This is a genomic window from Alicyclobacillus sp. TC (assembly GCF_016804365.1).
GTDB lineage: Bacteria > Bacillota > Bacilli > Alicyclobacillales > Alicyclobacillaceae > Alicyclobacillus_I > Alicyclobacillus_I tolerans.
Genome location: NZ_CP044434.1, coordinates 1,038,203 through 1,051,570, shown reverse-complemented (window position 1 = coordinate 1,051,570; position 13,368 = coordinate 1,038,203). Strand labels below are relative to the sequence as shown.

The 13,368-nt window shown below is 43.6% G+C and carries 15 protein-coding genes and 1 pseudogene; 2 read left to right on the top strand and 14 right to left on the bottom strand.

Translation table 11 applies throughout. From position 1 onward, the window contains the following. Positions 1 to 325: 325 nt before the first annotated feature. Positions 326 to 691: pseudogene (locus FY534_RS14985) on the top strand (lytic transglycosylase domain-containing protein); the annotation flags it as partial. 103 nt (positions 692 to 794) lie between these two features. On the opposite strand, the gene gpr reads toward FY534_RS14985, so the two are convergent. Beyond that, positions 795 to 1,835: a GPR endopeptidase gene (gene gpr, locus FY534_RS05025; RefSeq protein WP_203115353.1), complete on the bottom strand. Its 1,041-nt coding sequence runs from the start codon at positions 1,833 to 1,835 to the stop codon at positions 795 to 797. 89 nt (positions 1,836 to 1,924) lie between these two features. Between gpr and rpsT the strand changes: the two genes are divergently transcribed. Beyond that, the gene (gene rpsT, locus FY534_RS05020) at positions 1,925 to 2,200 is read left to right on the top strand and encodes a 30S ribosomal protein S20 (protein ID WP_072872606.1); all 276 of its coding nucleotides are present in this window, start codon (positions 1,925 to 1,927) and stop codon (positions 2,198 to 2,200) included. A 48-nt stretch (positions 2,201 to 2,248) separates the two neighbouring features. On the opposite strand, the gene FY534_RS05015 is transcribed toward rpsT, so the two are convergent. From FY534_RS05015 to FY534_RS04955, 13 genes are all read right to left on the bottom strand, one after another. Further along, entirely contained in the window at positions 2,249 to 2,512 is a 264-nt protein-coding gene (locus FY534_RS05015; RefSeq protein ID WP_072872607.1) for a hypothetical protein, read from the bottom strand. 21 nt (positions 2,513 to 2,533) lie between these two features. After that, the gene (holA, locus tag FY534_RS05010; RefSeq protein ID WP_203115352.1) at positions 2,534 to 3,553 is read right to left on the bottom strand and encodes a DNA polymerase III subunit delta; all 1,020 of its coding nucleotides are present in this window, start codon (positions 3,551 to 3,553) and stop codon (positions 2,534 to 2,536) included. A 90-nt stretch (positions 3,554 to 3,643) separates the two neighbouring features. After that, positions 3,644 to 4,831: an NAD(P)/FAD-dependent oxidoreductase gene (locus FY534_RS05005; protein ID WP_072872748.1), complete on the bottom strand. Its 1,188-nt coding sequence runs from the start codon at positions 4,829 to 4,831 to the stop codon at positions 3,644 to 3,646. 422 nt (positions 4,832 to 5,253) lie between these two features. Next, on the bottom strand, positions 5,254 to 6,642 hold the full coding sequence (locus tag FY534_RS05000; RefSeq protein ID WP_072872609.1) for a ComEC/Rec2 family competence protein: 1,389 nt from the start codon (positions 6,640 to 6,642) through the stop codon (positions 5,254 to 5,256). A gap of 182 nt (positions 6,643 to 6,824) precedes the next feature. Continuing rightward, positions 6,825 to 7,679, bottom strand: a complete 855-nt coding sequence (locus tag FY534_RS04995; RefSeq protein WP_072872610.1) for a ComEA family DNA-binding protein — start codon at positions 7,677 to 7,679, stop codon at positions 6,825 to 6,827. Between the two features lie 174 nt (positions 7,680 to 7,853). Next, entirely contained in the window at positions 7,854 to 8,624 is a 771-nt protein-coding gene (locus FY534_RS04990; RefSeq protein WP_072872611.1) for a class I SAM-dependent DNA methyltransferase, read from the bottom strand. Positions 8,625 to 8,629: 5 nt separating this feature from the next. Beyond that, positions 8,630 to 8,983 carry a ribosome silencing factor gene (gene rsfS / locus FY534_RS04985; protein ID WP_072872749.1) on the bottom strand — a complete coding sequence of 118 codons (354 nt, stop codon included), beginning with the start codon at positions 8,981 to 8,983 and terminating at the stop codon, positions 8,630 to 8,632. A 32-nt stretch (positions 8,984 to 9,015) separates the two neighbouring features. Continuing rightward, positions 9,016 to 9,630, bottom strand: coding sequence for a bis(5'-nucleosyl)-tetraphosphatase (symmetrical) YqeK (yqeK, locus tag FY534_RS04980; protein WP_072872612.1), 615 nt, complete (start codon positions 9,628 to 9,630; stop codon positions 9,016 to 9,018). Positions 9,631 to 9,694: 64 nt separating this feature from the next. Continuing rightward, the gene (nadD, locus tag FY534_RS04975; protein WP_072872613.1) at positions 9,695 to 10,288 is read right to left on the bottom strand and encodes a nicotinate (nicotinamide) nucleotide adenylyltransferase; all 594 of its coding nucleotides are present in this window, start codon (positions 10,286 to 10,288) and stop codon (positions 9,695 to 9,697) included. Further along, a complete protein-coding gene (yhbY, locus tag FY534_RS04970) occupies positions 10,288 to 10,581 on the bottom strand; it encodes a ribosome assembly RNA-binding protein YhbY (protein ID WP_203115350.1) in 294 nt (97 codons plus the stop codon). Before yhbY ends, nadD begins: the two co-directional genes overlap by 1 nt. 49 nt (positions 10,582 to 10,630) lie before the next feature. After that, positions 10,631 to 11,464: a shikimate dehydrogenase gene (gene aroE, locus FY534_RS04965; protein ID WP_255567426.1), complete on the bottom strand. Its 834-nt coding sequence runs from the start codon at positions 11,462 to 11,464 to the stop codon at positions 10,631 to 10,633. A gap of 44 nt (positions 11,465 to 11,508) precedes the next feature. Continuing rightward, positions 11,509 to 12,825 carry a ribosome biogenesis GTPase YqeH gene (gene yqeH, locus FY534_RS04960; RefSeq protein WP_072872616.1) on the bottom strand — a complete coding sequence of 439 codons (1,317 nt, stop codon included), beginning with the start codon at positions 12,823 to 12,825 and terminating at the stop codon, positions 11,509 to 11,511. Continuing rightward, positions 12,822 to 13,358, bottom strand: a complete 537-nt coding sequence (locus FY534_RS04955) for a YqeG family HAD IIIA-type phosphatase (RefSeq protein ID WP_072872617.1) — start codon at positions 13,356 to 13,358, stop codon at positions 12,822 to 12,824. Before FY534_RS04955 ends, yqeH begins: the two co-directional genes overlap by 4 nt. Positions 13,359 to 13,368: the final 10 nt, after the last annotated feature.

The following is a 13,368-nucleotide window of genomic DNA, read 5'->3' as shown; positions in this document are numbered from 1 at the left end:
GCCCGGACTACTCAATGCTGAAGACTCCCTGAATGCTGCCACAGAAGACAGCAGCCTGTACGGACTTGACACTTCAGTCATGTCGACAAATCTGGATCCACTGAGCAATTCAATAGATAACCTAGAGATGGCATCTAATCCGTTATCTGAAATAAGCAATGAAAATCTATGGGCAGACATAGAAGAATCTTTGCTGGCGAATGAATCTACAGGTCATACAGCGTCTACCGCGATTCCTTCCAATGGAGCAGCGATATCCAATTTACTCAATTCATCCAACCCTATCCCAGCCAACGATTCGCTGGATTCATCAGTGTCGGTTGCATCCATTCAAAAGGCGATTCAAGCTGCTGCAGATATGTACAATGTACCTGCAAATTTGATTCAGGCAGTCATTGAACAGGAGTCGGGAATGAACCCAACAGCTGTTTCCAGTGCGGGTGCCTTGGGATTGATGCAGTTAATGCCCTCCACTGCTGCTGCAATGGGTGTAGAAAATCCACTGAATCCTCAACAAAACATATTCGGTGGAACAAAATACTTGTCCCAATTATTGCAACAATATCATGGGAATACGGCACTCGCACTAGCAGCTTATAATGCAGGTCCAGGTGCGGTTGATTCTTATGGGGGAATCCCACCCTTTCCAGAGACACAAAATTATGTTGCTAATATTCTTCAAAAACTGTAATCATCCAACCTTCTATCCCTACGGCTCTGAAAGGCTGCGTCGACAGCTGTCACTCAGAGCCGTTTTTAATGAAGATGGTTTGAAAAACTTTCTTAAGTTAGGATTAATGCATGAAGAGGGCAGCATCCTCAAGCGTCATGGCTGGATGCAAGGCAACGTTCAAACCTTGGGCTACAACTTTAGCCATATCTGTGAGAAATTCATCAATTTCTTTGGGCGTGACTACTAAATTGTGTCCAACGGGGGTTAAAACTTCTCGAACTAAATCTACTTTCTCTCGAGTGTTAAATCTATCAAAAATGGCGTTAGCCGCATTACCTGGAACTTTTCTACGCAACTCTTCCAAAACCAATTCTATCGTATCTCCAGCAATCGTTGCCGCTTCCACAACTGTAGGAATGCCAATAGCCAATACTGGAATTCCCAGTGTCTCTTGATTAATCGGTTTGCGATGATTACCCACACCAGCTCCAGGTTGGATACCAGAATCGGCAATCTGAATGGTTGAATTAACACGAGACAAGGAGCGGGCAGCAAGAGCGTCAATGACTATGACTGCGTCCGGGCGCATATTTTCTACAAGCCCCTGAACAATTTCGCTCGTCTCAATTCCTGTAATGCCAAGAACGCCAGGCGCAACCGCAGAGACCGAACGATATCCTTTGCCATCCCCGAGTATTTGTGGCATATAGTGAAATAAATGCCGAGTTACAAAAAGCTTTTGCACCACCTGTGGCCCTAGTGCATCAGGCGTTACATCGCGGTTACCGAGACCTATGACAAGAATGGAAGCTCGTTCGGGAAGTTGAATGAGAGATTTTAACTCATTTGCAAAAGCTTCTGTTACCCGTTCCTGTAAGTCTGGATCTCGACGACGAAGCCCTGGAGCTTCGAGTGTAATATATCGACCCTTTTTTTTGCCGATTTTTCGTTCAGCAACTTTGGTTTTCACATGTACACGCGTAATCGTTATTCCTTCTAAATGTTCTTCTGATTCGTCCAGTCCTTCAATAGGTGCGGGTTTACCAACCATCATCTCGCGTGCCTCAATAGCCAAATCGGTCCTTGGACTATAGGCTAAACGCTGTTTGGTGGGCAATATGGATATCGGCCTTCCTAAGCGTTTATGGATAGATTTTGTCATAAATCTCTCTCCTTCAGTTGCGCGAGTGTAAAGGCTATGGTATGCTGACGACTGTCTGTAAGCATGCATGTTGCGAAGGAGGTGAGATTGTGCCGAACATCAAGTCCGCTGAAAAACGCGTGCACGTCACCAAGCGGCGCACTTTGCGCAATGCCTCGCTGCGTTCCGCCCTTCGCACGACTTTGAAAAAGTTCGATGTGACACTCTCGCAAAACGATGTGGAACAAGCTCGTCAAGCTTTGCGCATTGCCACACGAGCTCTGGATAAAGCGGCGACCAAGGGGATTATTCACCGCAATACGGCGAGCCGCAAAAAGTCGCGATTGACCCGCCGCTTCAACACTTATGAAAAGAACATGGCGTAATAAGAGCAAACAACGCAAAGGCGACCCTGCAGAGGGTCGTTTTCATTTTTAATCCATCCGTCCAAAATTTTCACTTGCGGTCAATCTGGTCTCTTCTTTGGCCGCTTGAACGAGCCGTTCTAACATACTATCACTTGAAATGGTGGTTCTTCTTGTGGAATGTCCAATCTTGGACGGTCTGGTCGATGCCCCCGATAAATGGTGATCGTGAGATGGCAAATCATTGGGTTGTTGTTCTTGCATTTGCTGCAACCAACGTTCCAATCCTTCACGAGCACCGGGAACCAATAGTTTACGACGTCGGCGAGCCATGCTTGAGACCCCCTTCCATGCTTACTGTGCCCGATTGTATGGCTGTTTAATCTGCCCAACACTTACAGTAAGACTGGAAACAACCCAAAGAAGAGCCCCCTCCGCCTCCCATCGACCTGACTTAACAAAATATTCCGCATCAGCAATAGAGACAAGGCAAGATTCTAATTTTTTACGATCCCAATAGACGGCCTCTTCCCCCGCTTTGCTCAGTGCAAAAGGGTGAACACCCAATTCTGTTGCAGCCTTCTTGCTTGTTCCCACGACTTTGGCATACCACATTAATCGTATCTGTCGAGCCAGTATACCCAACAGAGAAAATTCGTCGATTCCGCGTTGTGCGAGTTCTTGACGAATAGCCCAAGCTTTGGATAAATGCCCGCTCCATACTGCAGAAACAAAAGCAAATAGGTTGTCTTCTAGGCGAGGAACAGCTAATTCAGCCAATATTTCCATTGTGATGGGATGATGATGAGAAAAAGTAAAGATCTTATCTAATTCTCGAATAAATTGTCCTACTGATTCCACGCGTTCAGCTAAATCTTGTGCAACTTGATGATCAAGCTGTCTGGCCCGTTCATCAAGTATACGCGCTAGTTCTATCCTTTCCGAACTTTTCTCCGTATAACATTGAATCATGGGATAGCGCTTGAGCAATTTGCTTAATTTGCGACGTTCATCCAATTTATCAGCATCTACACACAAAATTAAATGAGCATGATGTGAGGGAGATTCGAGATAGGTTTCTAGCTCTGTAAAATCCCACTTGCTTTTCCCCCCGCTCTGCATTCCGGTGAAATGGCGAATCACAGCCAACGTCCTATCTCCAAAAAGCGATGGTGAATCAACAGCCATTAAAATCTCATCGATTCCCTGCTCGTCAAATTGGATATCCAAACGCATAACTTGATTCTTTTCTGTTAATTTTTGATATACTCTTTCGATCCAAGCATCAACCAGCGCTCCATCCTGACCCAAAAGCGTATAAACTGGAGAGAGTTCTCCTTTTTCCAAAGCTAGATAAGCCTGTCCGAAGCGCATACCCGGTCACCCTCCACGAATAGAAAAGTGACTGGTCAGCTACTCGGCCAAGACCAGTCACTCCTTCATAATTAACGAAGACTTGATAACTTACAATTGTACAACCTGCTGCGTTTTCTCAGCAGTAAGTCGCATACCACCCAGTTCCCACAAATATTTCACCTTTGTAGCTTCTTTCGCCAAACTAGCAACCATTCCGCGAACAGGAATACCACCCATGTCACCTACGCCAACTTCTCGACCTAAAGACGCCAGTGTCCCTTTGAGGGATGGACGGAATGATTTCATTTCCTCTTTGTGCCCATGAACAAGAGCGTGTAAATTCTTGGCAATCGTCGTTCCCATTTGTGTCGCTACTTGAGCTGTCGGAGGCAGCGGGCGACCTTGCTCATCGTCACACCAAGCACTGTCACCGCCGATAAAAATACGCTCGTCATCCACTGATTGTAAATACGGCGTCACTTTAGCGCGGCCTCTGCGATCACAGGTAAAACCAAGTTCCTGAAGAAGCGGGTTAGCACGAACTCCACCTGTCCAGATAATCGTCGAAGCTTCTACTGGATCGGCCCCTTCAAGTATGACTTTATTCGGCTCTACTTTTAAAATTTTGATACCAATGCGCAATTTAGCTCCTTTATCCGTCAGCGTTTTGGCTGCGACATCACGTAACGGCGGTGCAACTTGCGGCAAAATGGAAGGCATGGCCTCAATACATTGAACATCCACTAAGCTGAAGTCAATATCTAGCTGTTGGCATAGTTGTGGCAGAAATTCCATCAATTCTCCAAGTAATTCTATTCCTGTCAATCCAGCTCCGCCAACAACAATTCGCAGATCTCGACTATCTTGAGTTTCTTTGTATTTCTTGAAACGTTCTTCGATGTGTTGACGAATTTCTTTAGCACTTTCCAAGTCACGAATACCCAAACTATATTCTGCTAACCCAGGAATTCCAAAAAACTCAGGCACCCAACCTATCGCATACACAAGGTAATCATAGGATAATTCGCCGTTTTCCAGTGTAACAGTGCGATTTTCTCGATTGATAGTTTTCACTTTGTCAACTACAAGTTCAGAAGTACGTTTCGTAAGAATATCACGAATTGGGATGCAATAGTTATGGACGTCGCTACGCCCACCCGCTGCTTCATGTAAAAGCGTGGTGAGATAGTGGTATTCATGAGCATTCACTAGAGTGAAACTCTCACCTAATTGTTCCAAATGTGTTGCTGCCATCATTCCTGCGTAACCGCCGCCCAAAATTACAATTTTGGCCATTCTGTCTCCTCCATCCGACTGCGTGCGCTTCTTTGGCACACCAAAAACTAGGATATCTCGATTGCCGAGTTGAGTCATCTGAAAAATGATTTTTTCTCCAAAGGACACTGCCTAAAAAGCAAATTCCTCAAAGTCAGACTCACCCTTGAAGCAATAATTCTTCAGACAACTCCATTCTGGATATCCAACTTACCCTTTATTAAAGAAAGTTATGTTATGCTCCATTAGCTACTATATCACAATTCATTCTGTGAAGAGCAATGATGACGATACGACAATGCATACATCTTTCATTTGCAGTATGCTCTGTTGTTTGTAAACCATTACAATTTTGTGACCACTCCCCATACCTAAGGGCATGAGCTTCTCAGAAGATGCATGACGCAACCGTCTACATAAAAACCGGCAAGAATGATATGAACTTAACGAGGTGACAGAAAAATTTTTCTCAAAATGATAAACAACCATTCAAGAGCCAGGTAATAGGCACATAAATCATAAAATGGCCAACTTGGCAACTGCATCATGGCATGAGGTGCATTTCCAAAAACGCTGATGACTTGTAAGATTTGCTGTGTACCTTTAGTGAGTATACAGCCCATACCATAGGCAACCGAATGAAAGAATGGCATGATGGAGGCTAAAAGACAAACTCCTATCCATGCATACAAAACGGGCAAAAACCAGAGGAGTACGGGAACGAGCAGCAAATTACTCAATAATGCGTAAGGTGTCCACTGTCCAAACAATTCTAAGCAGAGCGGGTCAATATATAATTCAGCAAAAAGATCGAGCAAAAAGCTGCAATAAATATAATGCATGATTCTAAAACGCCCAATTCTCTTTTTAGAATAACGTTTCGGGAAAAACAGAACAGCTTTTTGAATCCCATAAGATGCTGCAAATGACAATAGCGAGGAGCTTGAAAATGCCACACTGGGGCAAATCCATATCAAAAAACAGGAGGAAAGCACAAAAGACACTGTAGAAGAAGGTTGTCGATGAACCCAAACACCACTTAATCGATAAGTTTCCATCAAGGAATATCGAACCATAGAAGCTGTGCTGCCGCAAATAATCGTATAAATCCAAACGCTGCAGAGTAACGCGATAATTCGGATAGAAACAGGAACAAGAATGAAGCGAAGTAGCCATTTCTCCAATAACGATAAAACTTGAACTAAAAATTTCACGTTCATGCCGTTTGCTGATACAACATGTGGTATTCCTGCTGTTAAAAATATATTTTTTTCACTTTTGGACAGATTTTGTGAACCGACCAACATCGCCAACAAAATACGAGCTTGTGGACGCATAGCGGGTGGACTATTGTTATAGAAAAGACTTTGCAATTTTTGTAATATTGATACACCTAAGTTACGCTTAGGGTTCATACTTAGTGATTGTACCAATGTGGCCTGTAGTTCATATTGCGGATACAAAAATTGGACAAGCACGTTGGAAGGAAAGGTTGACTTTACTTTTGAACTTATTCTATCAGGAAAGCATGTACCCTCTAACTGCAATTGTTCACCTATCTGATAAGGTTGTCTATCCTCTCGATTCGGAATCCAAACTGCTTGAAAATATGCGCGTTGAACACGATTTGAATTAGAAATATTCGTAACTATTAAATGTATGATTTCCCAATTTCGTTTAACCTCGAGTTGATGAACAGTAGCCAAGAAACTTATTTTTTCTCCATATAAAGTAGTAGGAAATCGTAAGTAAACTTGCTCCGCTCTCCAATCGCCTGCAGAAAAAAAGAACAGAGAAAGGAAAGCTAAGGCCAACCATGGTAATGAATTCATCCAGCCTGACTTCCACGCCAGAATCATAATCAACAACAAGCACGCCATGATGACAAATAGAGACCTATAAAGGAGAGGAACGATATGAAGTATCCCAAGGACGCTTCCTAGAACTGAACTTATCAAAGCGAACCAACCTGATCTTAATCGCCAATCCATGAGAATCATTCGTAAAGACATGATTATTGAACACTAAAGAACTCAGCAATTTTTTCATAAGTTTTTTCACCAATTCCTTTTATATTTTTTAAATCGGAAACATTTTTAAAACCACCATGTAACTGTCTATATGCAATGATTCTTTGCGCTCGAGTAGGTCCAATACCCGGAACAGTTTCCAGTGAGGCTGCACTTGCAGTATTTAAATCAACTGGATTCTCAGGTAAAGCTACTTTTTTGTGAGAAGTATGACTAGCAACCGTTGAGTTATCCATCGACTGCACACGGACTTGGGCGTTTCCAACAAAGGCAGTGGATGGCTGTCCAGCGAATCCCTGTCCATTTGGTGCAGGTACGAATACTTCTTCACCATCACTTAACTGTTCTGCAAGATTGAGCATTGACGAATCCTGCGGATGGAGAAATCCACCCGCAGCCTTCACAGCATCCTCTACTCTGGCACTGGATGGCAATGAATAAACACCTGGATGACGGACATCTCCTGTGACATCAATTTTCATCAGCGGATTTACTTCGTCTGGACGAGCCATCATGGCACTCGTAGGAGACGACTCGGCTGTACTCATTGCTGATGATTCATCTAAAGCCCCATATTGATTTAAATGTTTGGACAGTAAAATACAGAATCCCAAAAAAAGTAGAACAACCGGAAAACCTATCCAAAATATTCTTTTCAACCAAATATGTTTTTGGGATGGATAAGAATTTTTAATCAAAGAAGTCTGCAGAGGAACTGCGGAGGATTCTGTTTCTGTTTGCGTAAAAGATAAATCTTCATTTGGATATAATTGATTTTTCAACACTTGCCAATCGAATTGAGAATCTTCCTGATTCCATGAATCATATGGATTGCTCACTGTTTGTCCTCCTCGCTGTGAGGATGCTGTCATGCTATCCCCACTATCCATCTCTTTAGTAGTTCGCTGGTTTCGTAAAAATACCGAACAAACTACATGTTTAGAATTCGAGGAGTTAACAGTGGCTCCTGTTTCGTTTTGTATGAATTGGTATTAATTTTGTAAATAATCCGCTTATTTTTTAATCGCAACAAACGTCATACGATCGGATAATGATATTTCAGACTCACCAAAATCTCCAAAAGCAAGAATTTTGGCGAATCCAGCTTCTTTAAGAAGTCCTTCAATATCGTTTTGTGGATAAAACATTTGTATATGATGCTCATCAAAACGCTGATAGTTATTGCCTTGAAGTCTTTGAAATCCTGTAACATCATGATATATTTTCCCAGTTACATCCACTTCTGTAGCATGAATAATGGCCATTTCATCATCAACCACATGCCATGCTCCTGATTGCAGCTGTTGGATACGCATCGGTCCAAGGACATCAAAGGCAAACCATCCATTCTTATCCAGCAAACCATACACACAATGACATAGCTTAAGCAAATCTTCACAACTAGGCATATAATTCAACGCATCGCGCGTGCACAGAAATCCAGCAGGGGCAGGAAGGCCTTGTGGCCAACGCAAATAACGCATATCCTGATTCAACCACCGCACTTTTACTTTTTCTTCCATAGCTCGTTGGTGAGCGAATGTAAGCATCGAAGATGAGTTATCGACACCCACTACATGGTAACCTCGCTGAGCTAACCGCACAGCCAGAACACCCGTACCACATCCTAAGTCACCCAAACTGACAGGTGGATTTGGCAGAAGTTGCTGCTGTGCCAAAAAGCCTATCCATTTGTCAGGTAAATCATCTTCGGTTAACTCATCATACACATTAGCTAGCCCTGTGTATGGACTGGAATCTACAGAAAATCTTTTGTCGTCCAAGACGATCACTCCGCTTCTGTTTCCAGGCTCAGAACAGGTGCATCGCCCCACAATCTTTCCAAGTGGTAAAACTCGCGATCTTCTGGACGAAAGATATGAACTACAATATCCCCAAAATCCATTAAAACCCAGCGTGCATCTTCGAGCCCTTCCATACCCTTACAATAAACACCGTTTTCACCCATTTTATCTTTGATTGCTTTAGAGACCGCTTGAATTTGCGTTCCCGAATTGGCCGAACAGATAACAAAATAATCTGCCATAGGAGTTAATTCGTGAATATCAAGAATTAGAACATCTTTCGCTTTTTTATCAGACGCAGCTTGAGCAGCTTGCATAGCCAATTCGGACAACATCATATGGGTCATGGATGATCTCCCTTCATTCATTTTCACTCCACAGCACCCTGTTTTGGCATTGCGGCTGTAGTTTTTGGTTTACTATTTGTGTACATGAGATACTCATTGCGTGCCATGACAGTTAGAGGAAAAATAGGTTCCCCACGCTCCAAGAGATATAAAATGGAACTCTCCAAGCAGCGCAGAACAGCGCTATCGAGATCGGAAAAAGCTAACTGTCGAATAGAATCTACTCCCGGATAAGAACGACCAGGTTCGACAGCATCGGCAATGAATAAAATTTTCTCCAATTCACTCATCGCCATGCGACCACTCGTATGATAGATGACAGCATTCAAAACATCTTCATCCAAAATTCCATATTCTACCCTTCCCATATGTGCAGCCACAGGTCCGTGCAACAACATGGGAATTGTTGCAAATCCACTTGGTACTTCAATTTGTTCTGCTTCTTGGGCAAGTCTCTCAGCTGGCCATTCTCTTGCCAAATCATGCAGCCAACCCGCTAATTCTGCCTTCTCTTCAGGCAAATGATAGTGCCTTGCCAGAGTGACAGCCGTCTCCACCACACCTTGCACATGACGAAAGCGCCTATCGCTCAACGCTTTCCGTGCTGCGCGCTGGAGTTGCAACGCCAACTCTGTCATATTTCGTCCCTCATTTCTTCTTGCCTCTTTGCGTAAACACATCAAAAGATAAAATCCCAATTTATCATTTTACATATATTTCTCTTAGCTTTTCTTCAAGTGCGAAGGGTACCAAACCACAAAGCGGCAGTTTTTCAATCACACGCTGTCTAATCCACGTGGAAGAAACATCCACCAAAGGCATTCGCAGCAACGAATATTGAAAATGAGAGCTAGCTCGTCTTAATTCAGAAAAAACAGGCGTTAAATCATGTCCTTCCCGAGCAGCCACCAGAAAGTCTGTCATCGCCAAAACGGTTTCCCATTCTTTCCAAGTCTGTATATTCTCCAGACTATCGGCTCCCATCAAAAAGCTGAACGAATACGCAGGATACTTGTCTCTCAGAACGCGTAAAGTATCCACTGTATAAGAAGGAGCGCGCAATGACTCCTCTATATCACAGATAGATAAGCCTGTCGATCGAGAAATCAATTGACGAATCATATCTTTTCGATCCGCCAAAGACGCCATAACCTGCCCCTGTTTATGCGGAGGAACTGGAGCGGGCATAAACCAAACGTCTGCCTCTGTCTGCTCGGCAGCAAGCGTAGCCATCAGCAGATGTCCAATGTGGGGCGGATCAAATGTACCACCAAATAAAACAATCCGCTTTGACATTAGTTCTTTGGCAACAGAATACGTTCTTTGTCAGATTTCCGATACAAGACAAACGTTCTGCCAATGACTTGCACTTTTTCCGATCCGGTCGCTTCCGCTATAGCATCTGCCGCCTCGTTCCGCTCAATAGGACTTGTTTCTAACAACGTGACTTTGACCAATTCGTGTGCCTCCAAAGCCATTTCCACTTGTTCTAGCACACCTGTGGTAACTCCACCTTTCCCTACTTGAACCACTGGTTTGTAGGATTGCGCAAGCGTTCTTAAAAACTTTATCTGATTTTTTTCAAGCATTGACAAGACTCTCCTCTTTCCGCTTCAGTATAACATACGCAAAAAATCATCATTTAGATGAACGACTATTGTCTGATAAAAGTGCTTGCCGCGCTGCTGTTTCCATTTCCAATAATGGTGCAGGAGCACTCAGCCAAAACTGCAAAGACTCCGCCCCTTGACCAGCCAACATAGTTACGCCATCAAGAACTTTGGCTCCTTGCTTCTTGGCGTCCAGCAAAAACTTCGTTTGCAACGGACGATAGACAATATCTTGCACGATTTGTCCAGCATGAAGTCCATCTATCTGTTCGAGTGGGCTTTCATCTATATTGGGCCACATCCCAACAGGCGTAGCATTAATAATCCATTCGTAACTGTCTAAATCTTGATGGCGATTGGCCCACGAAACGAAGTTTACTTCTAAATGACGAGAAAATGGGTGTATCCAGTTTACAGCTTTTCCAGAAGGAGAAGTAATTTGCACACGCGTTCCAGGTGCATATTTCGCTAAAGCTGTTACAATCGCACGCGCAGCACCGCCTGCTCCAAGTAAAAGCACACGTTTCGTTTCCTGTATAGAAAAATCAGACTTTACCGAAGACCACCAACCGTCGACATCCGTGTTATGACCTATCCATTGCATACCATCCCAAAGAAGTGTATTGACTGCTCCAGCTTTTTGAGCAATTTCAGTTCTTTCAGAAACCCTGGCAAAAACACTTTCTTTATGCGGAATGGTAACATTGAGTCCCAAGCATCCTGCAGCCGCCAAACCTTTTAGTGCATCTTCAAGTCGCTCCGGATGAACTGGATACGGAACATAATACGCCTTTATACTCATAGCGGTAAAAGCAGCTGACATCATTTGTGGAGAAACAGAGTGTGCTACTGGATAACCGATGAGGCCAAATAGTCGAGCTGCTGAAGCATATTCTTGATTTTTGTTCAGTGGTCTCTCCCTCGTTTCAACGATCTGTTTCGAATCTCTGCCTTGTTCCTCGTATCTCTTCTTTGTGTTTGAATCCTTTCTGAGCGAAAAGTAGTTTCTGTTGCCGACGTAAAGGTTTTTTGACGATGTAGAGAAAGCTGGCTCCGCCTCTCAATGGGCAATCGGCTAATATCACCAATGAAACGGCGACGAATCGTGAGCGGCACACCTTCCGGCAACCAGAGAGTACCTTCAAAGCGGGATCCAAAAAGAGTAATCCATCCCAGCCCAGGCAACACCAAATCAACTCCATGCACATCCAAAACTTGAACATTGGATGAAAGCGCAGAAACTATACGACGTGTAGCCAACTTGTGGGGGAGAAGCGAAGGATAATTCTCCTGACAATCCCGACAAGGAATTTTCAAAATTTCCTGATGCCGATGTTCTTGAATCTCTGGGGCTCTTTCCAACTTGGTACGATGAACGGGCAACTCATTACTGACATAAAACACCACGGACTGCGGCGCACCCGATACAAAATCAAACCGTACTAACCCACCAAGAAAAATCGTCTGAGCTGGCCTTAATTGATAAATTCTGGGCCGCAGTTGCGCACGCGGCACAGCAATCTTCAAACATTTCGGACACAGCCATTCGCTGATTCTTGTTCCTTGCAAAAGTCCTGGCGTATCCATAATTTGTTTTGTATTTCCTTCGATCTCAACTTTTTGGCCTACCATTCGCAAAGTAGTTCCTGGTACACGTGATGTAGTAAATACGGATTCTTCTCTTGAATTTCGAATCAGTCGATTGAGCAAAGTTGATTTGCCTACATTGGCTGTCCCTAAAGCATAAATAATAGATTCTGGGACTCGTGCCAAATGTTCTTTTATCTCTTTCATTCCTTTGCCAGTTTCTGCTGAAACAAAAAAGACGCCGTTCACTTGTACTCCCGTTTTTTCAACTTCTCTGCGAATCCAGTGCTCTAAACGTGCAGGTACTACTTCACGAGGCAAAAGATCGATTTTATTCACAACGAGATCAACCTCGCATGAACGTAAAATATCTGCAGCACCAGGTATCATAGAACCCGACAGATCGAATACATCCAACACATACAAAACTCGTCCAGGAACTTCCCGAATACGCGAAACTTCTTGTCGATAATCGTCTGCCCCCAACTGAACACGAATAAATTCACCGTAATGCCGAAGGCGAAAACAGCGTCGACAAAGTGGATTCTCACGCGTAAAGGCAGATGAAGTAACGTAACCGGGCGCATTTTCATCCTGAATTTGCAATTCTGCCCCACAGCCACTGCATATTTTCATTCATGAAACTCCTTTTTTTGTACAGGTGATGAAAATCGAAATTTTCGGTGTAGCATGTAGAGAATCAGTTTTTCCACTTGACGATTGATCCGTGTTCCCCACCACTCACTTTTAGCTATAGGCAACACGAGAACGGTATAGACGCCAGCTTTTCTACCACCATGAATATCCGTCAGCAACTGATCGCCAACCATCACAGTCTCCTCAGGCGAAGCGGAAAACTTGTTCATAGCTTCATAGTAGGCAGCAGTCTGCGGCTTTCCCGCATCTGCAATGTAAGCCACACCAGCCCGTTTTGCAAATTCCCTCACCCTGGGTCCGCTATTATTTGAGAGAATACAAATCTCAAAACCATGTTTCCGTGCTAACTCAAGCCACTGCATCAATGGTTCTGGAAGATCAGGATGATTCCAAGGCACAAGCGTGTTATCGAGATCAAACAATAAAAGTCGACGCCCATTTTTTCGTAGTTTGTCCAAATTTAATTCATAGACGGACGAAATCCATTCGTCCGGCTTGAAACTTTCTAACAGGAGAAAAACC